This is a genomic window from Cytobacillus sp. FSL R7-0696 (assembly GCF_038006865.1).
Classification (GTDB): Bacteria; Bacillota; Bacilli; order Bacillales; family Cytobacillaceae; genus Cytobacillus; species Cytobacillus kochii.
Genome location: NZ_JBBOWA010000001.1, coordinates 614191 through 635956 on the forward strand (window position 1 = coordinate 614191; position 21766 = coordinate 635956).

Annotated in this window: 23 protein-coding genes; 8 read left to right on the forward strand and 15 right to left on the reverse strand. The window is 35.7% G+C overall.

The annotated features are described in order from the left end of the window. Positions 1 to 169: 169 nt before the first annotated feature. Positions 170 to 1627 (reverse strand): SulP family inorganic anion transporter, encoded by a 1458-nt coding sequence (locus MKX29_RS03185; RefSeq protein WP_251162891.1) that lies wholly within the window; start codon positions 1625 to 1627, stop codon positions 170 to 172. Between the two features lie 122 nt (positions 1628 to 1749). On the opposite strand from MKX29_RS03185, the gene MKX29_RS03190 reads away from it, so the two are divergent. Together MKX29_RS03190 and MKX29_RS03195 are read left to right on the forward strand one after the other, a co-directional pair. Further along, positions 1750 to 2358: a recombinase family protein gene (locus tag MKX29_RS03190; RefSeq protein WP_251162890.1), complete on the forward strand. Its 609-nt coding sequence runs from the start codon at positions 1750 to 1752 to the stop codon at positions 2356 to 2358. A gap of 123 nt (positions 2359 to 2481) precedes the next feature. Then, a complete protein-coding gene (locus MKX29_RS03195; RefSeq protein ID WP_224934981.1) occupies positions 2482 to 2808 on the forward strand; it encodes a hydrolase in 327 nt (108 codons plus the stop codon). Positions 2809 to 2847: 39 nt separating this feature from the next. On the opposite strand, the gene MKX29_RS03200 is transcribed toward MKX29_RS03195, so the two are convergent. From MKX29_RS03200 to MKX29_RS03210, 3 genes are read right to left on the reverse strand one after another with little or no spacing between them, the layout of a single operon-like run. Further along, entirely contained in the window at positions 2848 to 3924 is a 1077-nt protein-coding gene (locus MKX29_RS03200; protein WP_341103925.1) for an LLM class flavin-dependent oxidoreductase, read from the reverse strand. After that, on the reverse strand, positions 3924 to 4868 hold the full coding sequence (locus tag MKX29_RS03205; RefSeq protein ID WP_224934977.1) for a ring-cleaving dioxygenase: 945 nt from the start codon (positions 4866 to 4868) through the stop codon (positions 3924 to 3926). Before MKX29_RS03205 ends, MKX29_RS03200 begins: the two co-directional genes overlap by 1 nt. Positions 4869 to 4879: 11 nt before the next feature. Continuing rightward, positions 4880 to 5323: a MarR family winged helix-turn-helix transcriptional regulator gene (locus MKX29_RS03210; RefSeq protein ID WP_341103927.1), complete on the reverse strand. Its 444-nt coding sequence runs from the start codon at positions 5321 to 5323 to the stop codon at positions 4880 to 4882. Between the two features lie 153 nt (positions 5324 to 5476). Here MKX29_RS03210 and MKX29_RS03215 point away from each other — a divergent pair, with 153 nt between their 5' ends. Further along, a complete protein-coding gene (locus tag MKX29_RS03215; protein ID WP_341103929.1) occupies positions 5477 to 6364 on the forward strand; it encodes a diacylglycerol/lipid kinase family protein in 888 nt (295 codons plus the stop codon). 69 nt (positions 6365 to 6433) lie between these two features. Here MKX29_RS03215 and MKX29_RS03220 read toward each other — a convergent pair whose 3' ends face one another. Continuing rightward, on the reverse strand, positions 6434 to 7030 hold the full coding sequence (locus MKX29_RS03220) for an isochorismatase family protein (RefSeq protein WP_341103931.1): 597 nt from the start codon (positions 7028 to 7030) through the stop codon (positions 6434 to 6436). Between the two features lie 267 nt (positions 7031 to 7297). On the opposite strand from MKX29_RS03220, the gene MKX29_RS03225 reads away from it, so the two are divergent. Further along, positions 7298 to 7459 (forward strand): hypothetical protein, encoded by a 162-nt coding sequence (locus MKX29_RS03225; RefSeq protein ID WP_157733771.1) that lies wholly within the window; start codon positions 7298 to 7300, stop codon positions 7457 to 7459. 389 nt (positions 7460 to 7848) lie between these two features. Here the strand turns inward: MKX29_RS03225 and MKX29_RS03230 are convergent, their stop codons facing one another. From MKX29_RS03230 to MKX29_RS03245, 4 genes are all read right to left on the reverse strand, one after another. Then, on the reverse strand, positions 7849 to 9063 hold the full coding sequence (locus MKX29_RS03230; protein ID WP_095370268.1) for a Bcr/CflA family efflux MFS transporter: 1215 nt from the start codon (positions 9061 to 9063) through the stop codon (positions 7849 to 7851). After that, positions 9053 to 9760, reverse strand: coding sequence for a YjjG family noncanonical pyrimidine nucleotidase (locus MKX29_RS03235; RefSeq protein WP_341103934.1), 708 nt, complete (start codon positions 9758 to 9760; stop codon positions 9053 to 9055). The genes MKX29_RS03230 and MKX29_RS03235 overlap by 11 nt, the downstream gene beginning before the upstream one ends. A 20-nt stretch (positions 9761 to 9780) precedes the next feature. Then, positions 9781 to 10467: a Crp/Fnr family transcriptional regulator gene (locus tag MKX29_RS03240; RefSeq protein ID WP_341103936.1), complete on the reverse strand. Its 687-nt coding sequence runs from the start codon at positions 10465 to 10467 to the stop codon at positions 9781 to 9783. A 208-nt stretch (positions 10468 to 10675) separates the two neighbouring features. After that, the gene (locus MKX29_RS03245; RefSeq protein WP_341103938.1) at positions 10676 to 11575 is read right to left on the reverse strand and encodes an NAD(P)/FAD-dependent oxidoreductase; all 900 of its coding nucleotides are present in this window, start codon (positions 11573 to 11575) and stop codon (positions 10676 to 10678) included. 417 nt (positions 11576 to 11992) lie between these two features. On the opposite strand from MKX29_RS03245, the gene MKX29_RS03250 reads away from it, so the two are divergent. Both MKX29_RS03250 and MKX29_RS03255 read left to right on the forward strand, forming a co-directional pair. Further along, a complete protein-coding gene (locus tag MKX29_RS03250) occupies positions 11993 to 13957 on the forward strand; it encodes a bifunctional 2',3'-cyclic-nucleotide 2'-phosphodiesterase/3'-nucleotidase (RefSeq protein ID WP_341103939.1) in 1965 nt (654 codons plus the stop codon). A 91-nt stretch (positions 13958 to 14048) separates the two neighbouring features. After that, complete coding sequence (locus tag MKX29_RS03255) at positions 14049 to 15101, forward strand: ATP-binding protein (RefSeq protein ID WP_095370272.1); 1053 nt, start codon at positions 14049 to 14051, stop codon at positions 15099 to 15101. Positions 15102 to 15138: 37 nt separating this feature from the next. Here the strand turns inward: MKX29_RS03255 and MKX29_RS03260 are convergent, their stop codons facing one another. From MKX29_RS03260 to MKX29_RS03280, 5 genes are all read right to left on the reverse strand, one after another. Further along, positions 15139 to 15432: a MazG-like family protein gene (locus MKX29_RS03260; protein ID WP_095373515.1), complete on the reverse strand. Its 294-nt coding sequence runs from the start codon at positions 15430 to 15432 to the stop codon at positions 15139 to 15141. Between the two features lie 14 nt (positions 15433 to 15446). Next, a complete protein-coding gene (locus MKX29_RS03265; protein WP_095370273.1) occupies positions 15447 to 15929 on the reverse strand; it encodes a tetratricopeptide repeat protein in 483 nt (160 codons plus the stop codon). Between the two features lie 87 nt (positions 15930 to 16016). Beyond that, positions 16017 to 16874 (reverse strand): putative RNA methyltransferase, encoded by an 858-nt coding sequence (locus MKX29_RS03270; protein ID WP_095370274.1) that lies wholly within the window; start codon positions 16872 to 16874, stop codon positions 16017 to 16019. A gap of 35 nt (positions 16875 to 16909) precedes the next feature. Beyond that, positions 16910 to 17542 carry a class I SAM-dependent methyltransferase gene (locus MKX29_RS03275; RefSeq protein ID WP_341103942.1) on the reverse strand — a complete coding sequence of 211 codons (633 nt, stop codon included), beginning with the start codon at positions 17540 to 17542 and terminating at the stop codon, positions 16910 to 16912. Positions 17543 to 17939: 397 nt separating this feature from the next. After that, on the reverse strand, positions 17940 to 18701 hold the full coding sequence (locus tag MKX29_RS03280) for an SDR family oxidoreductase (protein WP_251162884.1): 762 nt from the start codon (positions 18699 to 18701) through the stop codon (positions 17940 to 17942). Between the two features lie 189 nt (positions 18702 to 18890). Here MKX29_RS03280 and MKX29_RS03285 point away from each other — a divergent pair, with 189 nt between their 5' ends. Then, on the forward strand, positions 18891 to 19496 hold the full coding sequence (locus MKX29_RS03285) for a TetR/AcrR family transcriptional regulator (protein ID WP_224934948.1): 606 nt from the start codon (positions 18891 to 18893) through the stop codon (positions 19494 to 19496). 922 nt (positions 19497 to 20418) lie between these two features. On the opposite strand, the gene cyoE is transcribed toward MKX29_RS03285, so the two are convergent. After that, a complete protein-coding gene (gene cyoE / locus MKX29_RS03290; protein WP_224934946.1) occupies positions 20419 to 21339 on the reverse strand; it encodes a heme o synthase in 921 nt (306 codons plus the stop codon). 232 nt (positions 21340 to 21571) lie between these two features. Between cyoE and MKX29_RS03295 the strand changes: the two genes are divergently transcribed. Next, positions 21572 to 21763 carry a hypothetical protein gene (locus MKX29_RS03295; protein ID WP_191815185.1) on the forward strand — a complete coding sequence of 64 codons (192 nt, stop codon included), beginning with the start codon at positions 21572 to 21574 and terminating at the stop codon, positions 21761 to 21763. The last annotated feature ends 3 nt before the right edge of the window (positions 21764 to 21766 follow it).

The following is a 21766-nucleotide window of genomic DNA, read 5'->3' on the forward strand; positions in this document are numbered from 1 at the left end:
AGATTTTAGAAATAATGAATGAAAATCATTCATTAAAAAATAATTATGAATTTTCTTTTAACTCAAAGGTAAGGGAAAAAAACTTATCATTACTTTCTACAATTAAAAAGTTGCGAGTGCCGAGCATCTCGCAACTTTTTTACACATCTTAAATGATGATATCGTTTACCTAACTCTTTTGTATCTCATGTTGACTGACAGCTAATCGCTTAACTATTTGTTCACTATCATCGTTTAAACCTCGAACTCTAACGGAATTTCCGTTTTCTTTGAGCTTCAAGATCGCTTTATCCAACGCACCAACACCTGAATCATCCCAAATATGAGCTTGAGTGAAATCCAATACAATCGTCTCTTTTTTTACGTCAAAATCTATTTTTTCTAAAAAAGCATCAACTGAGACAAAGAATATTTGCCCTTGAACCTGATAATTTGTTAAACAATTTGTGTGGTCGATTGTCTTTGTTATTTTTACCTTTGATATTTTCGCTGCGAAGCATATAGCACTTAATATGACACCAGCAATAACACCTTTAGATAAGTCATGTGTGTACACAACGATCCCGACTGTAACTAACATCACTAACGAATCAGATAATGGTGCCTTTTTCAAATAAGCAAAAGAAGACCAATCAAAGGTACCTATAGAGACCATAACCATAATACCTACTAACACAGGCATTGGAATCTGGACAACGACTCCTCCTAACACAAGGATCAAAAACATTAATACAAGTCCAGCTACAAGTGTTGATAGACGTCCTCGACCACCCGACTTCACATTGATAACGGATTGTCCAATCATTGCACAACCTGCCATTCCCCCAAAGAATCCCGTTACAAAGTTAGCAATCCCTTGCCCTCTTGCTTCTTTATTCTTATCTCCAACAGTATCAGTCATATCGTCTACAATTTGAGTAGTTAATAATGACTCGAGCAACCCAACAATTGCCAAAGCAACAGAAAAGGGGAGTATAATCATCAACGTTTCTAAATTAAATGGGACATTCGGTAGGAAGAAGCTTGGTAATGTTTGTGAAATCGCTCCTAAATCCCCGACCGTTTTCATATCAGCTTGAAAAAAAATAGCGGCTGCTGAAAGGAAAACAATCGCAATGAGTGGAGCCGGTATGACCTTGATAAACCTTGGTACAATATAAATAATTAAAAGAGTAATAGCTAAAAAGATGAAAGTCATATAAGACTCTCCTAAAATATGAGGCACCTGTGCCATAAAAATGAGAATGGCAAGTGCATTAACAAACCCCATCATGACAGCTCTCGGGATAAATTTCATTACCTTAGCTATTTTAAATACACCAAATAAAAATTGAATGACTCCAGTTAAAATAGTTGCAGCAAGTAAATAATTCAAACCGTATTCTTTTACTAAAGGAACCATTAAGAGTGCCATTGCTCCCGTTGCTGCAGATATCATTCCGGGTCTCCCACCTGTAAAAGAGATAATAATAGCAATACAAACAGATGCATATAACCCTACCATTGGATCAACACCAGCTATAATAGAAAAGGCGATTGCCTCTGGGATAAGTGCAAGTGCAACTACAATGCCTGATAATATATCTCCTCTAATATTTGAAAACCACTGATCTTTCCATGTAATCAATCCTAAACACCTCATTCACATCTTTTTTTTAGGCAATGAGAAGATTTTAACACAAAAAGTTTCATAAAGGAACGTTTTTGGGATTAATTATGTCATATCAAGAAATTTTCAGGTGATGTGATATGATATCTTTAATTACGTTTGCAACTATTAGTTCTTATTTCATTTTAAGAAGAAAAGGAGCAATGATTATGTTCGCGGGATATCTACGACCTCTACATGATTTAGATATAGATGAGCAATATACCTACTTAAAAGATTGCGATATATACTTTCAAGAAGCACATACCTCACCAAAAAGAAGAAATAAATTAAAGGATTTATTAAACCATTTGCAAAAAGGTGATAAAGTGATTGTCGCTAGACTGAACGTATTAGCTGACTCCACGAATCATCTCGCAGAATTATTAAATGAGTTAGATGAGCGAAAAATTTATTTCCAAGCAATACATGAAGAAATCGATACAAGTGATGAAACGGGTAAGTATTTCTTACCCATGTTAAATAAGCTTATTTCCTTTCAAAGTGACGTAATCAGTGAAAATACCAGAAGAGGATTAACAAAAGCAAAAGAACAAGGGAAATCGAGTGGTAGACCAAAAAAGCCTGATGAAAATGTTAAAAAAGCGATTGAAATGTATCAAACAAAAAATTTCACTTTATTAGAAATTAAAGAACAAACAGGGATCAGTAAATCTACATTATACCGATATTTAGAACAATTAAGTTAAAAACAAATGATTCAATGGCATACTATTGAGGTAAGGCAAATAAAAATAGTTATTTAATAGTTTGTTTATCTACGAGTCCAACAGGGAATAACATGACTATCCGAAAAAAAAGGAGAGGTTTAAATGGACGGTAATAGAGAAGCTTACTATATCAACCTTGAAAACGGTACAATACTTGACACAATGGATGGTCATGATTGGCAGTTTAGAGTATATGCAACAGGTGCTGAAATTGCTGAGCTAAACCGCTTTTTAGATGAGAACTATAATGCCGAGTTAAAAACCTTTGCTAGAGCTCAAGTTCCTTTTCTTGAGTATCATAAAAAATCGCCTAACCCTGAATATGATCAAATTTTGATGCGTCTTTATGAGATGATTTATCAATTAGGTGATCAAGAGGCAAAAAATCATATAAAAGAGATGAATATTATCGATACTGAAAAGATATAAAAAGAAGCCACCTTCAATAGGGTGGCTTCTTTGCTTCTATTAAATTTCGGACGACTTCTCTTCTCTTGTATATTTCTTCACTGCTGGAATAATGTCATTCCCAATAATCTCTATATTTTTCATTACATCGGCGAAAGGTACTCCACCAAAATCGATTTGTGCTAAAAACCTTTGCATCCCAAATAATTCATATTGATAGAGAATTTTCTCAATAATTTGTTGCTTACTCCCAACCATTAAAGCATCCCTTACATCGGGCGCTTGTGTGAATTGCTGAATAGGGTAACCCCCTCCACCTCTAATCGCTTGAAAGCCACCATTTAGATAAGGATACATTCCTTCAAGCGCTTCTCGAGTTGTATCTGCAACATAAAATAAACTCGTAGTTGCAATTGGATATTGGTTGGCTTGGAATCCATTCTCCTCTAACGTCTGGCGATAAGCATCTACAGATATTTTGAAATTATCTGCCGGACCACCTAAGGTTGTTAATACCATTGGAATGCCCATTTTACCTGCTTTAACGGCACTAGCTGGTGGACCGCCAACACCTCTCCAAATAGGAAGTGAACCATTCAGAGGCCGTGGAAGCACTTCAGCATTATCTAATGGCGCACGGAATCTTCCCGACCATGTCACCCTTTCTTCCTCATTCAGTTGCTTTAATAAGGCCAACTTTTCCTCAAAGATATCTTCATAATGAGCCAAGTCTATACCCAATAATTGATAAGCTCCTACTCTAGAACCTCGACCCGCGACAATTTCAGCACGGCCACCTGAAAGCAAGTCAATTGTAGCAAAATCCTCATATACCCTAACAGGATCAGATACACTTAATACTGTTGCTGAACTTGATAATTTTATTTTTTTCGTTGCCTGGGCAATCGCACCAAGTACAACGGTATGTGCTTGAGTTGTAAAATAAGTTTGATGGCTCTCACCTAGGCCAAATACATCAATACCTGCTTCTTCAGCTAATTGACTTGCCTCGATGATTTCATTTAGTCTCTTTTGCGCGGATATTCGTTTGCCTGTTTTAGCATTAGGAATGTGATCACCCAATGAGTACAAGCCGAACTCCAGACCATTCTCTTTATTTATCCGGTATTTTTCCATTATTCATTCTCCTCTATAGGTTTAAGCATCTTTTCTATTTCTTCTCGGCGTTCTTCGAGGAATGGCGGAAGATCTAAAGTTTCTCCTAAATGCACGAGATCGGTATCAATTGTGAACCCGGGACCATCTGTCGCAATTTCAAAAAGGATACCATTAGATTCTCTAAAGTATAGGCTTTTAAAATAATAGCGATCGATAATACCATTTGTTAAAAAACCTTTTTCTCTTACTTTACTTTCCCAATATTTCAGTTCCTCTTCGTCTTTTACTCGGATTGCTAAATGATGAACACTGCCTCGTCCTGGTCTCTCATCTGGTCCATCTTTTTCAATCACCACAATTTCACCGAACGGTTCTCCTGCTAATGATTGATAGACCGTTAATTTTTCTTCTTGATAAGAAATAGAGTAGCCAAACATATTCACTAGCGTGTCCTGTAACTTCTCGGGTCTTCTCACTGTCATTTCAACTGGGCCCATGCCCATAATTTGATGCTCCTTAGGGATAAGTGATTGAGACCAACCTCTCCAAAATGACAGGCTTTGCTCAGAGACAATAAGCACTAATTGCAAGCCATCGGGATCTTCAAATGATAGACTGGGGCGTTGCGTATATTCTGTAATTTCTCCATGTTTTACTTTTAATTGCTTAAAACGTTCAGACCAAAACAGTAAACTCTCATAGGATGGAACAAGTAATCCAATGCGGGTAATACTATTTGTTCCTTTATGGGTTCTACCTGCCATCGGTATTTCAAAAAATGTTAATTCTGTGCCTGGACTTCCGATTTCATCTCCGAAAAACAGATGATACATAGAGGGATCATCCTGATTTACAGTCATCTTAACCCGTCTTAAACCAAGTATATTCTTATAAAAGTGATTATTTTTATTCGCATCCTTTGTAATCATAGATGTATGATGATGACCTGCAATGTACGTCATTTAATCCTCTCCTATATAATGGATTTTTTCTTCTGATCACTATTTTTTTGTAGTTTTGATAATAACTGATAAAGAATCTTCTGCTCATCCTGTGAGAGTGATTCATCAAAAAAGGAAGTTTGAAAATGTAATTGGGCCTCATATGCAGTAGCTAGTTTAGTCTTCCCTTTTGCTGTGAGAGAAATTTTTTTCGTTTTCCATTTTACTGCTTTTATAATCAATCCTTCTTTTTCTAGTTTTGAAAGCATTCTAGATACCCCCCCTTGGCTTACCGTTAATTTATCAGCTAGCTCTTGTTGGGTAATAGGTTCGTAAGCTGCTACCTGTGTAAGAACATCAAACTGGGAAGCAGTTAATTGATATTTTTTTAAAAACTCATTAGATAATAAGTTACTTTGATGTGTAAATCTAGCTATCCTCATCCATAATAAAGACCCTAAAGTATGCTTTTTCATTTTTAAAGTCACCTCGTTATATTTATCACTTTACCACTCAATTGATTTATCTTCAAGTAAAATATCTCGAATTAATAATATATTTTTTTCAAATTCATGCTACATTTACAAATAAAACGGGAAGTATGTACTTATGAAAGGGGGAATGGAGTCATGAATACTGTAGCGATTATTTTAAATCCTCATGCAGGGAACAAGAAATTATTAAATCAAATCGAAGAAATTGAAACAGAATTAAAAGAAACTTTTACAAATGTGAAAATATATCAAACAAAACAGGAGGGTGATGGCGCTAAATACGTGGAAAAACTTGCGTCTTCAGTGGATTTAATTATCGGCGCTGGCGGAGATGGAACAATCTTTGAACTAGTCAATGCATTAGCACCATTGCAAGTGAGACCAGCATTTGCTATCTTACCTGGAGGCACATGTAATGATTTTTCAAGAACCATTGGCATAAATCAAGAACCAAGATTTGCCGCCAAACAGATTAAAGAAAAAAAGATAAAACAAATAGATATCGGTACTTTTAATCATCAATACTTTTTGAACTTCTGGGGAATTGGCTTAATTTCAAAAGTATCAGAGCAAATGGATAATAATAGTAAAAAACTTGGTAAAATGTCTTACTATATTCAAGCGTCTAAGCTTATTTTTCAAAACGAAGTCTTCCATTTAAAAATTGAAAGTGATCATTGCACCTATGATGATGATGCTGTCATGGTGGTAATAGGAAATGGTTCTTATTTAGGCGGTATGCAATCCTTCTTTCCTCAAGCAAATATCCAAGATGGCTTACTTGATGTGTTAATTATTAAACAAGCCAGTATGCAAAATTTTTGGACCTGGTTCCAATCACAAGTAAAAGACGATTATCCAGATAAAAATAATGATGAAATCGTCTATTTCCGAACAAAATCATTAAAGATAGAAGCTCAACCAATTCAAAAAATTGATTGTGATGGAGAATTAATTGCCGAAACACCCACTTCAATTTCTATCTTACCTCAACATATGACAATGGTAGTCGGCGATGTTTGACTAGGAGAGTCTGCTCAACAAATATTTAGTAGGGCAGACTCTCTTGGCAACTCAGTAAGGATAAGTTTCTTATTTTAGTTGCTCTTGCTCAACTGCCCACTCCTTCCTGTATTCATTGTGAGGTGGGATAAAGACAGCTTCATGACTACCTCTTACGACTGAAAAATGATCAACATTATAGTGACCATGAAGGGTTTGATTATGGTGAGCAATGATTTTCTCAGCAGGTAAAACTGTTGAATCAATTGTCGAGTGTCCATCTTTAATTAAAGTAACATCAAAACCATTAACAGTTGCATATCGGACAGCTGTATCAATACAATATTCCGTTTGACATCCTGCAATAATTAGATGTTGAATATTCCTCTCTTTTAGGTAATTTAATAAACCAGTTTCGTAAAAAGCATTCGTCGCAAGTTTATTAAACATTTTTTTGGAAGATTTTTCAGGTACCTTAATTAAGTGATGTACTTGAAAGCCATCTCCACTCCCACCGCCTACATCTAGATCTCTTACAAATATAACGTCAATATCATTTTTCTCCGCTTGTTCAATTAATATATTTATTGTAGTAATCAGCTGCTCTTTTTGATAGACGGGCGTTTGACCGTTTTCCTCCTCAATTAATGCTTCTTGTGCATCAATTATTAATAAAACTTGATTCACTTCACATCTTCCTCTCTATTATTACTTAAACTATACTCATTCCTGCTCTGATTGAAATACTCCTTCTTTACTTAAAGAAAAATTGAAAATTAAATGAAGTTCTCTTTCTTCACTATCAATCAGGAAATTTGCACTGTATCTAGGAAAAAAATATAGGTATAATAATAAAGGTGGCAATAATGTAATGTATATAATAGACTGCCGTGCATATAATAATAGAAAGAAGGGACAACCTCTATTATTTTTCATTTAAAGGAGTTTTCATATATGCTTGATTCAATAGAAAGACAATTGATGGAAAGAGAATTGCATTTTTTGCAAGATATGAAAAAACATATTACTAACCCCCAAGATCCAAGAATTCATATTATCGATGAACATATCTCTCTTTTGCAAGAAGTGATCGATACTGATCAAGTTGTCGATTAAATGTGGTGGTTTCCCAATGTCAAAAAAACTTTCTAGAATCCGTAGTCTTTAAAAAACTTGTCCTTTTATTGCTTGAGCGAGACATTTATTTGATCCATAGATGTTTCTATGACAAAGAAAACTTCTAATTTCCTATGCCCTAAACCTACTTAACTCCTCCATTACCTACCCACTTTATACCTTTTCGTAACTATTGATTAATCAATACAAGTTCAATCTGTGCAGATTTTCCATGACTTTTTAAATAGGTGCTCAAATTCTAAATAAGAAGAGTTCCCCTCCATATTCTTCCTATCATTTGTCCATAAAGAAACTGCACCTCCATTTGTTAGATTCTAACAATTGAGATGCAGTCCAATTTGTTCAGATGAATGATTCATCCTATGCTTCTATACATTTATTTGTGTCTTTTCATCACGATTGGCAACAGTGAAGAAGAGGGTAAAACCAATAAAGGATGTAACGAACAAAATGGCTCCCATCGGTATAGCTGTTGATTCATTCAACCCTACTAATGGAGAAACCGTCGCTCCTACCACAAGAGGAAGCATTCCTAAAATGGCACTTGCACTGCCTGCACGATGTCCTTGGAATTCCATTGCTAATGTAAACGAACTTGTCAAAACCATTCCCATTGAGAGCATATAAATAAAGATTGGAATGACGATTAATGCAAGCGGTCCTTTTATAATCGTCATCAAAAGTAAGAATAATGTCGACGATGCAGCGACTGTGACCGCGATTTTTAACAATTTTTTCTCTGTCACTTTTCCACCTAAACGACCTACGATGGTGCTCCCGGTTATAATTGCAAGTCCATTTATGCCAAATAGAATACTAAATACTTGCGGTGAAACACCATAAATCCCTTGATAAACAAACGGTGTACCTGAGACATAAGCAAAACTTCCTCCATGAACAAATCCAACGATTAAAGCATAGCTAATAAAAGAACGGTCTGTACTCAACTCTGCCATTGTCCGAAACGTGGATTTCAAAGAGCTTGGTCTACGCTTCTCTACAGGTAAGGATTCCTTAAGTTTTAAAAATACAATTAAGAAAATGATTAAACCTATGATTCCTAAGCTTATAAATATCCAATGCCAACTCGCAGAAGGAAAAAGCAAAATGCCTCCCCCTGCAATGGGAGCGACTAACGGAGCAACCGCATTAATGACCATCAATAGCGCAAAAAATTTCGTTAGTTCTCTTCCACTAAATGTGTCTCTAACAACCGCTCTCGATAAGACAACTCCCGCAGAGGCAGTAGCTCCTTGCAAAAATCTTGCAATAACAAGGGTTGTAATATTAGGGGCAACTGCACATAAAAAAGAGGCACCAGCAAAAAGTAGAATAGAAATTAAAAGTGGTTTTCTCCTTCCTTTTGCGTCACTAATCGGTCCAATCACCAATTGTCCAAAAGCCAAACCAATTAAACAAGCCGTTAAACTCAATTGGACCATAGAAGCCGATGTCTCTAAGTCCGAAGCAATACTCGGAAAGCTTGGTAAATACATATCTATATTTAATGGTCCTAATGTCGCTAGCATCCCTAAAAGTAATGCTAGTATCAATCGTTCTTTACCCTTTGGATTATGAGTCAATGAACTCCCTCCTTTCTAATATAGGTAAGAGCTCGACTAACTTATTGATTTCATAAGTGGGTGTAATGTCTGTGTCATTAGCTACTTTTGCAACATTCATCCAACAAGCATCCATTCCAGCAGCAAGACCACCTTTTATATCAGCTACTAAAGAATCACCAATAATGAGTGCTTTTCCACAATTAAACTGATCTATACTCTGGAAACAATAATCGAAGTATGCTTTCATAGGCTTATGAAAACCAGTTTCTTCTGAGATAAAGATATTTTTAAAATAAGGAAACAACCCGGAATCACGTAACCTACGATTTTGCGTTTGCGCTACACCATTCGTCATAATAAAAAGGTCATATTGCGTCGATAGTTGTTGAATAAGCGAGAGCGCTCCATCTAATTGTTCATGTCCTTCGGATAAGAAATTGCGGTAACTCCGTTCCATTGTTAAGCCGTCTACTTGCTTTCCATGAAGTCGGAAGAACTCGGTAAATCTCGTGTTTAAAAGTTCCTCTTTGCCAATCTCTCCCCGTTCATGCGCATGCCATAACCCTTTATTAAAGCGGTGATAATCCCCTTTTATGTCATCAGTTAATACGATATTTTCTTGTTCAAACAAACGCTCTAATGCCCTTTTTTCCGTATGTCTAAAATCTAATAATGTGTCGTCCACATCAAAAAATAAATATTGATACTTTTTCATATATAGCCTCTCCTGTTGTTTCATTCATATAGGGACGAACCAGCCATTTCCCGCAGGCCCTCCCAATCTTTAATCTGAATCCATTTGTCTTTTCTTTCAACTAAACCAAGATCACTAAACTGTTGAACCACTCGATTTAAGTGGCGATAACTCGTTCCAATGAGATTAGCAGTATCTTTTAAATTTTTTGTACTATGCATACCCGTCACTAATGAGTGTTCCTCATCAAATGAATGCGATAATAAATAGCTAGCTAGTCTGACTTCTACTGGATAAAGCACATTCAATTTTAAAAAATTTGACTTTGCATTAAATTTATCCGTAATAACCTTTAGCAAAAACATGAGAAACGGTGAATATTGTTCGCAATGTTTACGGAGAAATTTATATGGGATTTTTATAACTGTTACTGAAGATACCGCTTCAACTGTATTGATAATATCAATGTTTTGGATATATTCAATATCCCCGATCAACTCAATCGGTGTTTGAAATGAAAGTACAAGTGTTTTTCCTTCCATAGATGTTGTAAATACTTTTGCTTTTCCTTTTACTACGATGTACAATGCCTTCGCCTGTTCTCCTTGTCTACAAAGCTGCTCTCCCTTTTCTACAGTATGCAAGCTCAGATGAGGATACAGCCTTTCCGGTAACACCTCGTGCAGATTATATTTATCCATATAAAACTGAACGTCCACTCGACTCATGTCCAACACCCATCTCCTCTTCATTCCTTTTCTTATTTAAAGATAACAAACATTTTTTGAAAAGGACATATGTCCCAATCATTCGTACTTTAATAAAAAAATAACAATAAAGAATGTAAGGAATCGATTATTTTTTATGAAGAAATTGTGGGAGGATGTGAAAGGGGGACAAACAATAACCTACAAAAAACGTGAGCCAAATGAAATCTTATTTAAAATCCTCATTTGCCAAATCACCTGAAACTGTTATAGCCGTACGCGAACCATCGCCAACAGCAATCGCTACTTGAGAAGGAGATATAAATGCAGCGTCACCAGTCGCATACACACCAAATATAGTCGTCCGATTATGAAGATCACGAACTACTCTACCATTTACATCTTTCTTGCAGCCTAATCCATATAAAATGGTGCCATTATGTTCCCATCTTGGACTGACAAAAAGGGAATCAACCTTTTCAGTTCTACCATTTGTAAAGAGTATAGCAGAAAGACTTCCTGCTTCTCCAACTAATTCCTTAATCGGAAAATCTATGATAAGGATTTGTTTACTTTGTAACTGATCCCTTGTTCTACTATCTATCGGAAAACCATTAGTACATACTACTATATGTTTAGTTATTTGATGAATAAGTTTGATCAAATGTAGCGAACCAAGATGATCGTATAAAACAGCAATTTTCTTCTCTCTCAACTCCCAACCATCACAATAAAAACAATTATGCACACTTTTTCCATACAAAGAGGCTAATCCTTTAATTTGGGGTAGTCTTTCTCTAATTCCGGTTGAAACGATGATTTTTCTTCCTTCGAATACTTCTTTATCTAACGTCACTATAACGAAAGATTGGTCATTTTTCCTTGCATGGATTACTTCATGATTTTTTATTGTAACAGAAGGGTAATGCATGATTTCCTCATAAGCTGTCTGTCTAAACTGTTCTACTTCTATGCCATCACGTGTCAAAAAACCATGTGAATAGGTGGTAAATCGGTTCCTCGGACGATGATGATCAAGTATCAGTACAGTTCTATTTGCTCGACCTAATACTAAAGCTGCGCTTAACCCCGCAGGACCACCGCCTATAATGATACAATCATACATCATGCTCGTCCAACCCCCTTATAGATCATTCAGTAAAAGCTACTTTACCATCCTATGCAACGGCATTTTAAAATATCCTCTCCTTTTACTTAGAATCATATTTTGCATCCGAACATCGTTCATATTAATAACTAAACTTAATTCCATCAAAAAAATCTAAGTAATCGTGATGATGCACTGAAAAAGAAATGAAGAAAACATTTGAACTATTTTTTTGGAAATACTCACGATAAAAGTCCCCCATTATACAAAAATTCTTGTTCTTCTTTGTTATTCTAAGGAAATTCTATAACAAAAACCCTTCTTTTCTCCTCTATCAAAAAAAATAGAAAATAGTTACTATTATGTTGAAAAATAGATTATTTATTATATGGTTTCGAGTGAAGATTAAAAAATGAATACAGAGGAGTTGTGTCGATTTTGATAAGGAAAATTACTTTTTTATGTCTTACTATTATCCTCGTAATTTCTTCTTTACCAAGAATTTATCAGGCAGAGGCAGCAGAAACGAATCATTTTCCAAATCCTTTTAAAAGCAAAGTAGATATTCGCTTATTGGGGACGACTGATATTCACACCAACCTTTCCAACTACGATTATTATCAAGACAAAGAAGTGGAGGATTTCGGACTAGCAAAAACAGCCACATTAATTAAAGAAGCAAGGACGGAGGAGAGCAATAGCTTTCTTTTCGACAATGGTGATCTGATTCAAGGGAATCCATTAGGGGATTATAAAGCTAAGATCAATCCGATCAAACCTGGAGAATTACATCCGGTATTCCAAGCTATGAAGCTTCTAGATTATGATGCTGCTACTGTAGGGAATCATGAATTTAATTATGGATTATCATTTTTAAATGAAACATTAAATGATGCCCCCTTCCCTTATGTGAACAGCAATGTCTATCACGTAAAAAAAGGGAAAGGGAAGGAAAAGCAGTATTTCCAGCCATACAAAATCATTAGAAAAATAGTAAGAGATGAGAGGGGATTTCCTCACTTATTAAATATCGGTGTAACTGGTGTTGTGACACCACAAATAACTGAATGGGATAGAGCGAATTTAGAAGGGAAAGTCTATACGAAAGATATCGTCCAATCTGTTAAAGAAACCATTCCTAAAATGAAAAGAGCCGGTGCCGATCTAGTTATTGTCCTCGCTCATTCTGGAATGGGAACGGAAAATTATACAGAGATGGATGAAGATGCTACATATGCGCTAACAAAAGTAAAAGGAATCGATGCTATTATTTCTGGTCATAACCATAAGCTCTTTCCAGGAGACTTTTCAGACTTACCGGGAGTGAATGAAGAGAAAGGGACAATTAATGGTGTACCCGTTGTTATGCCTGGTAACTGGGGTAATCATTTAGGTGTCATTGATTTATCACTTACCACTTCCTTTGGACATTGGAAAGTAAACAATGTCCAGTCTGAATTGCGAAGCGTATATAATTCAGAAAGCGAAACCAATACAATTGCCGATCCAGACATACTCGATGCCATCCAACTTTCTCATGAACAAACGTTAGAATATGTAAGACAACCTGTTGGCAATACGACTGCCAATATTCATAGTTACTTTGCATTAATAAAAGATGATCCCTCCATTCAAATTGTTACAAATGCACAGAAATGGTATTTAGAAAAACAACTAGCTGGCACACCAGAAGAGGGTACTCCGATTTTATCTGCTGGAGCTCCTTTTAAAGCTGGCGGACGTAATGGAGCAAATTATTATACTTATATACCTGAAGGAACGATAGCGATTAAAAATGTCGCTGATTTATATTTGTATCCAAACACGGTTGCAGCCATTAAAGTCACCGGCGCTGATATAAAAGAATGGTTAGAAATGTCTGCTGGTCAGTTTAATCAAATCTTACCTGGTGAGGAACAAACACAACCTTTAATAAATGAGCAATTTCCAACATATAACTTTGATGTGATAGACGGAGTCACTTATGAAATTGATGTAACAGATCCTGCCAAATATGATACTGAAGGAAAATTGATCAATGAAAATGCGAATAGAATCAAAGGTTTAAGCTATAATGGTTCACCGATTAATCTTGAGCAAAACTTCATTGTAGCGACTAATAATTATCGCGCAAGTGGGCAGTTCCCAGGTGTAAGAAACCAACAATCAGTTACTATGTATCCAGATGAAAACAGACAAGTAATCATTGATTACATTCTTGAGCAAGGCACCATCGATCCTACGGCAGATAATAACTGGACATTCACGTCTGTTTTAAATACACCAAATATTCAATTTGAATCGTCCATAGAGGCTAAAGATTTACTTAATGAAAATAGCCCCATTCAATATATTGGGCCAAGTAATAATGGATTTGGTCTATACTCCATCACAATAGAATAGAGAAGTATTGTTTTTATAAAGAGGCTTCGAGTAATTCTCTTAGCCTCTCTATTAAACTAACAATCATTTGAGAGGAGCGATTTTACATCAGATGACTACGACAAAGAACTTTTCTATCTTGCCCGAAGAGAATCGATTAAATAATATTCACCTCCACCAGATACTCCTAAATATTTCTGATGGCTGCTATTATTTAAACAAGGATATGCAACTTTTATTTGTTAATCGTTCAGCAGAAAATATGTTTAATATCGTAAAAGACGAAATACTAGGCAGAAATATTTGTGAGGCTATACCAGATTTATGTAGGAAAGTATGTAAACAGTTATATCAATCATACAAGAAGCAAAGAGGGATTAGTTTTGACCTCTCATACGCAAATACTAATTATTTTAAAGTGAAAACAATACCCGATACAAAAGGTCTTCTAGTGATTATGCAGGATATAACAGAGACGAAGAAAGAAAATGAAAGAAGAGCTTATTATGAAAAATTACGGTTGATTGGGGAAATGGCAGCTGGTGTAGCGCATGAAGTGCGTAATCCACTAACAACTGTGAAAGGCTTTCTTCAGTTAGTAGAAAAAAATGAAGATTTACTAAAATACCAAGAAATTTTTCTATTAATGATTAATGAAATTGATCGTGTCAATTCCATTATTAGTGAATTTCTAGATATGGCCAAGAATAAGCCTAGTCGAAAAGAGAAGGAACATCTCAACGAAATTATTCAATCTATCTATCCATTGCTAGAGACGAGAGCCATTAAAGAAAATAAAAAAATCCATCTTCAGCTGCACCCTTTACCACTATTAAATTTAGATCAAAACGAGATTCGTCAATTAATTATTAATATGGTAAATAATTCTTTAGATGCAATGCATGCGAAAGCATCTATACATATCAGTACATACTTAGATCGTGGTCAAGTCGTATTATCTATAACAGACGAAGGTACAGGAATTGCCCCTGAAGTAATGAACAAGATTTCTACCCCCTTTTTTACAACAAAAGAAAAGGGAACTGGTCTAGGGCTAGCTATCTCGTTTGCCATTGCCAAAAGAAATAATGCTAATATTGATTTTACTACAGACTCTTCTGGGACAACCTTTTCCATTCGTTTCACGATTCAAGATCATTACTAATTATTCAAAGGGGTTGATTTTCATTCAACCACTTTTTTTATTCCCAAGTTCTGCTGCGATTAATTTCACTTTTTTGTACAAAGGCTTTCTCTAAATCTATATCTAATTTATTCGCTAGCTCGCACACATTCCATACTACATCATATAGCTCTAAACCTAGGCGTTCTTTCACCACTTCCTTATCCTCTTCCCATGAAAGTGATAATACTTCCTTTGCCACTTCACCTACCTCCGTCATTAGAAAGAGTGCACGAGCCTCGACGCTGTTTTTATCAAAGCCTTTTTCTTTACTAAATTGTCCAACCTCTTTTTGTAACTCTGCTATATTAATCATTCGATGCTTACCTACTCCCATGTTTTATTCAATTGCTCGCGATAAAAATGAATCGCTTCTTGATAAGCAGTAATTGATTCATCCCTTGAAGTATTAGCCAATAATCTCAACAAATGATTCATCGCTAATTCATGTTCCCCTAAGTTATATAAAGTCATCGCTAAAAATGTCACTAGTGCTCCGTTATGGGGAAATTGATGGAATCCTTCCTCTAATACTGCTTTAGATTTTTCATATTCCCCTAACGTTCTAAGTGTACTGCCTAAACCAATATAAGCCCCTTCCAGGTCCTCTTTCAATCCTTTTTGAATGGCTTTTTCATAGAGGGGCACGGCTTTTCTTTCTTCACCGAGCAAGTCGTAACTCCAAGCACTTTGGTATAAAAGGTTTGCATCATCGGGAAAAGATTCCAACATCTTCAAAAAAAGCTGATTAGATAATAACCATTCACCTTGCTTTCTTAATCTTAACGCTTCCATTATCTCATCTTGCATACTTGCCTCCTCCCTTCATTTAGACTCTATGAGGCAGAATGTTTAAATAAATCCAGGGATTATAATGTATTTCCCCCAGCTTCAATTTTATTTTATTTTTCCGACGATCACTTCAAGGTCAACCGTAATTTGATTATGATCACCCTCAATAAATAACCTCTTCGTATTTTCTTGCCCACTCCATGTGAGGGGTGTCATTTTTACAAGTTGTTTCTTCTCTTCACTACTAAGTTCTACAGTGTAATGCAAACTTTTTTGACTGATAACATGAAAATGTTCTTTAAACAATTGTAGTATCTCTTGATTATCATAGTGATTATTTTTCGATAACGCACTTCTTAACTCAAATAAATAATTAGGACGGGGGACAACCTTAATTACGATGCCACCCTCTCGTAACACCCTTTTAAACTCCTGATAATTAGAAGGTGATAGAATATTTAATAGCACATCTACAGAATGGTCGGTGAAGGGTAGATTCGCCAAATCCCCAACAAGCCATATCCACTCATCATCATTGCCCGCTGCCATTTTAACTGCTTCTTTAGCAATATCTAAACCGACTCCTACATACTTTTGCTCAGTTACATTTAGCTTTTCTAAGATCATATGTAAATGCGAGCCTTCACCGCAACCAGCATCAGCAATCATCTGTCCTGGACTAAGCTCCTTTATATGCGAAATGATTAATTGTTGTAACGGATTGTATAGTTTTGTTTTTGTGATGATTTGTTTTCTTGCTTCAAATAACTCCTTATCATAATGACTGTTTACTTTATGAGTTAGGACGTTGATATAGCCCTGCTTTGTAATATCAAAACTATGAAGGTGGCTACAGATTAGTCGGCTATTGTCTTCTACCTTCAAATCTCCCTTACAAATAGGACATCTTAATGGTGAATGCAAACGTGTTATTTGCTCAATTCTCTTCTGCTTTTTATTCATGGTTCATTCCTTTCTCAATTTAGTGGGTTATATAGTTAACGTCGAACGAATAATACGCCTCCACAATGAGAGATTTGCTTATAATCTACTTTAAACTTTAATGCTATTAATTCTTCCTTTATTTCCTCATAGACGGTATAAAATTCACTATGATCCCAATCCTCATAACTTCTGTTTTTACATTGATCATGCGCACTTCTTGTTTCAAAGGCAATATCTCCAATAATAATTGACCCTCCTTCATGCAACGAAAAGGATAGCTGTTGAATCCATTCAATTTTTTTTCTATCTGTTACATGATGAAGTGCATAGGTAGAGATAATGGCATGAAATTTTTCCTTCTCAAATTCGAATGGAAGACCTTCTTCCATATTTCTTTGAAAAAGATAAGCGTTTGGCATTTTTTCCTTTGCAATGGCAATCATTTCTTTTGAGAAATCAATTCCATAGATGCTATGACCGTCATCGTACAATCGCTTTGTTAAGGTCCCCGTGCCAAACCCTACATCTAAAATGGTTGATGACGGGTGATGTCCTGCCATATGATATACAAGATTAATTACGTCTTGATAACCAGCAAAAGGATAAGCCTCTTTTCCCTCAGATAATTTTACGGATTGATCATACTCCTTCGCCCATTCATCGAACCCTCTATGATTTAATACCAATTAAACATCCCCCCGTACCTCTATTTTTTTATCACCTGCACATTGTTCTATTTAATAATTACTTCCTGTTTCATCTCGAACACTTCTCTCCATTTTGATTATATTTAGTTTATCACAAGCAATGGGAGCATTGGGATGCCGTATGATGAAATTGCTTTCATTGTTGTAGTTTAGGTGGAAACTTTGATTCCCTTTCATCTAAAGGTGGCTGTAAAACAAACACGTTTTAAGTCATAATCAGTTCATATACCATTAAAAGAGAATCACTCAATAAGAACCTAAAAAAAATATCACAGGAACCAAGAGATTGAGATAATTTATCAATAAAAAAACCCAAACACGTTGAGTTTGGGTTTCATTTACATATGGAATTATAACTGCAAGTATAAATAGTATATTAAAATGCTGCTGTCCAGCCAGCGTCAGCTGTAATGACCGTACCATTCACGAAGCTCGATTCATCAGAAGCTAAAAATAAAGCCACTTTCGCAATTTCTTCCGGTGTTCCGACACGTGGCATCACCGCTGATGCTAGTTGCGTACGGCTCATACCAAATTCATTCGGTTGTTTTAATGCAGTCCCAATATTTGTAGCCACCCCACCAGGAGCAATAGCATTACAACGGATTCCTTCTTTTGCATACATAAAACCAGTGTTTTTTGTTAAGCCAACAACTGCATGCTTAGATGCTCCATATGCTGCCCCAGCATGCGCACCGTTTAAACCGCCTGTTGAAGCTGTGTTTACAATCACGCCTTTTCCTTTTTCAAGGAAAATCGGGATAGCTTTGCGCATAGCTCGCATCACACCTTTTGTATTGATATCAAAGATAAGATCCCATTTTTCATCTGTAATGTCTCCTACAGGTTCCATTGCATCCATAATACCTGCATTATTCACTAAGATATCTAATGTACCGTATTCTTCTACAGCAGCATCAATCATCCCTTCAACTTCATCTAATTTAGCAATATTTACTCCAAGAGCTAGTGCTTGTCCACCACTCGTTTTAATAGCTTCAACAACCGCTTCTACACCTGCTTTATTTAAGTCGACAGCAACCACTTTTGCACCTTCTTTTGCGTATAACTCAGCAATTGCTTTTCCCATACCAGATGCCGCACCTGTTACAATGGCTACTTGATCTTTCAGTTTCATAGAAAATTACCCCTTTCATTTATGCACCTTCATTAAAGCGCTATCAAAATAGTTTGTACTCTTTCAGTTTAATCTTCTATAATTTAAGTAACAATATGCAAAACAGATAGCATTTGTTCAATAATAAATACATTGGGTATCACTTGTATATTAATAAAAGTTAATCAACAAAGGGAAGGTGAATTGTTGATGAAAAATGATCGAAGAATTCATAAATCTAAAAAAGGGCTAAAAGATGCTCTGATTACTTTAATGGCTGAAAAAGAGTTTGAAAAAATTACAGTGACTGACCTTGTACAAAAAGCGGATTTAAATCGCGGCACCTTTTATAAGCATTTTCAGACGAAAGAAGAATTACTAGAAGAATTAACCAACGATATATTTGATGACCTTATTCGGAGCTATCGCGAACCATATATCGGCATTGGAAAATTACATATTGAAGATTTAACAACATCAAGTGTAAAGATTTTTGAACATGTATATCAATACGGAAGTTTCTATTCAGTAATGATACATTCTCACGCACTCTCTGGATTTCAAGATAAGATTATTTCCGTTTTAACACAGCTTTCCTATGATGAAATTGGCTTTGATCACATCCCAAATGCCATTAATCATGAATTATTAACAAACTATCATGTATATGGCCTCTATGGACTTATTATTTCCTGGGTAAAAGGAGGTTTTAAATATAGTCCGACGCATATGACCGAACAATTGATAGAAATGCTGAATTATACCTCTAAGCTGCCAATCGTTAATATTAAACAAAAGGAAGCAAGAAAACCTTAAAAACATTCGGAAGGCAGGGCGCTACTTTTCTTATGCCATTAACCATGTATTGATGAATAAAATTCAATTCGCTCACGAGAAGGATCCGGTAGCATCTGATCTACTTAATGGTTAAAGTAAATAACTCGGCGACTTGACACTGCTTTTAGTCGCCTCCTCGTCAGGTATCCAATCAAATTTTTCTCCCGCCATGGATTTTTGACGCGTTTCTTACCTTTTCCTATCAAATCTTTCTCCCGCTACGAATTTTTGACGCGTTTCTTACATTTTCCTATCAAATCTTACCCTCGCCACGGATTTTTGACGCGTTTCTTACCTTTTCCTATCAAATCTTACCCTCACCACGTATTTTTGACGCGTTTCTTACCTTTTCCTATCAATTTTTACCCTCGTCACGAATTTCTGACGCGTTTCTTGCCTTTTCCAATCAAATTTCACCCTCGCCACGGATTTTTGACGCGTTTCTTGCCTTTTCCAATCAAATTTCACCCTCGCCACGAATTTTTGACGCGTTTCTTACCTTTTCCTATCAAATCTTACCCTCGCCACGGATTTTTGACGCGTTTCTTACCTTTTCCTATCAAATCTTACCCTCGCCACGGATTTTTGACGCGTTTCTTACCTTTTCCTATCAATTTTTACCCTCGCCACGGATTTTTGACGCGTTTCTTACCTTTTCCTATCAATTTTTACCCTCACCACGTATTTTTGACGCGTTTCTTGCCTTTTCCTATCAATTTTTACCCTCGCCACGGATTTTTGATGCGATGCGTTACCCCCTATTCTGATCACCATCACATGCACTTCATGCGAACTGGCAAGAACGAACATCGAACTGTCCACTGCCCAACTTGCTCACCAAATAAAAAAACTCGAACACTGTATTGTTCGAGTTCAAATGATGCTAAGATCGCATACTTAATTACTTCAAATTAAAAATAATCCCAACTAAAGAATAAATAATCACAGTTGAAAAAAGGACTGTCATATGGATAAGTGAATAGGCGAATAAAGCGTTTGCCCATTTCTTCGGATCCATCTTCTTATAACCATAGATACTAAGAATTAACCAACCAATACCAAGTAACAATGATACGAGTGTTAACCCTGGGCTTAATGGCCAAAATAAAAAGCTTGTTAAAATTAACAAAACAAGATAGACATTTGTTTGTAAATAGGTGCGACGTATTCCTTTTACAACAGGTAACATCGGTACATTTGCCGCTTTATAGTCATCATGTTTACGAATGGCAATCGCATAAAAATGTGGCATTTGCCAAATAACTTGAATGACGAATAGACCTAATATTGCCGGGTGTAAAATATCTGGATGAATAGCAGCCCATCCGATTAAAGGAGGCATCGCTCCCGAGATACTCCCAACTTCCGTATTATAAATGGTTCTTCTTTTTGTCCACATAGTATAAGGTACAACATAAAAAAACCAACCTAAAAAACCGAGCAATCCTGCTAGCGGAGTTGCTAATGATAACAAAATAATACCTACTAATCCCATCACTGTCGCTAAAATTAACACTGATTTAGTAGTGATATCTCCTGTTACTGTAGGTCTAGTCTTCGTACGCTCCATAATAGAGTCAATATCTCTATCATAAATATTATTGAAGGCACCGGCAGAGCCGATAATAAAAATAGAACCAAATAAGGCAAATAATATTGCTGGTATCTTGTCTAAAATACCATAATCATACGTATATAAGGCGAGCGTTAACCCTGCGAACATTGGAAACAAATTGGATTTAATAATCCCTGTTTTAATGGTAGCAGCTAGAATTTTTGTAATTGGTTGACGCTTTTCAAGTTGCTGCATTGAATTATTCATGCTAATACCTTTCTCCATAACAAGAGGAACTTTCCCTTCCATAAGAAATTTCAATTATATTGTAACACTAAAAAAGTATTTATAACTTTTTAAGTAAACCTTTTCACAATATCTTCAAAAAGAAGTGACAATTTATAGCTATAAAAATACAACCTCTTCCATTATAATCATAAGAAAGACATTTGACTAGATACCCCTTGTTGATTGAAAAGTATGAGAAAAGGAGAACCTCATGACTGTATTATACGGCATTATTATCTTTTTACTCATTGCTGCTATTGTTGGTACTTTATTATTGACAAGTCGCAGTGATGACAATTACCGATCTTCTACAAAGAAAAACAGTAGAAACCTTTCACTTATATATATTATCCTGATTATCCTATCTATTATTGCACTAGGGTTATATATTATCATTTACTAATAC

Coding starts and splice junctions, on each gene's coding strand:
- MKX29_RS03265 (WP_095370273.1), bottom strand. CDS start 15,929: ATGCAAGATGAGATAATGGAAGCGTTAAGATTAAGAAAGCAAGGTGAA.
- MKX29_RS03200 (WP_341103925.1), bottom strand. CDS start 3,924: ATGGAAAAATACCGGATAAATAAAGAGAATGGTCTGGAGTTCGGCTTG.
- MKX29_RS03255 (WP_095370272.1), top strand. CDS start 14,049: ATGACTACGACAAAGAACTTTTCTATCTTGCCCGAAGAGAATCGATTA.
- MKX29_RS03215 (WP_341103929.1), top strand. CDS start 5,477: ATGAATACTGTAGCGATTATTTTAAATCCTCATGCAGGGAACAAGAAA.
- MKX29_RS03195 (WP_224934981.1), top strand. CDS start 2,482: ATGGACGGTAATAGAGAAGCTTACTATATCAACCTTGAAAACGGTACA.
- MKX29_RS03285 (WP_224934948.1), top strand. CDS start 18,891: ATGAAAAATGATCGAAGAATTCATAAATCTAAAAAAGGGCTAAAAGAT.
- MKX29_RS03280 (WP_251162884.1), bottom strand. CDS start 18,701: ATGAAACTGAAAGATCAAGTAGCCATTGTAACAGGTGCGGCATCTGGT.
- MKX29_RS03245 (WP_341103938.1), bottom strand. CDS start 11,575: ATGATGTATGATTGTATCATTATAGGCGGTGGTCCTGCGGGGTTAAGC.
- MKX29_RS03235 (WP_341103934.1), bottom strand. CDS start 9,760: ATGAAAAAGTATCAATATTTATTTTTTGATGTGGACGACACATTATTA.
- MKX29_RS03225 (WP_157733771.1), top strand. CDS start 7,298: ATGCTTGATTCAATAGAAAGACAATTGATGGAAAGAGAATTGCATTTT.
- MKX29_RS03205 (WP_224934977.1), bottom strand. CDS start 4,868: ATGACGTACATTGCAGGTCATCATCATACATCTATGATTACAAAGGAT.
- MKX29_RS03190 (WP_251162890.1), top strand. CDS start 1,750: ATGATATCTTTAATTACGTTTGCAACTATTAGTTCTTATTTCATTTTA.
- cyoE (WP_224934946.1), bottom strand. CDS start 21,339: ATGAATAATTCAATGCAGCAACTTGAAAAGCGTCAACCAATTACAAAA.
- MKX29_RS03295 (WP_191815185.1), top strand. CDS start 21,572: ATGACTGTATTATACGGCATTATTATCTTTTTACTCATTGCTGCTATT.
- MKX29_RS03240 (WP_341103936.1), bottom strand. CDS start 10,467: ATGAGTCGAGTGGACGTTCAGTTTTATATGGATAAATATAATCTGCAC.
- MKX29_RS03210 (WP_341103927.1), bottom strand. CDS start 5,323: ATGAAAAAGCATACTTTAGGGTCTTTATTATGGATGAGGATAGCTAGA.
- MKX29_RS03270 (WP_095370274.1), bottom strand. CDS start 16,874: ATGAATAAAAAGCAGAAGAGAATTGAGCAAATAACACGTTTGCATTCA.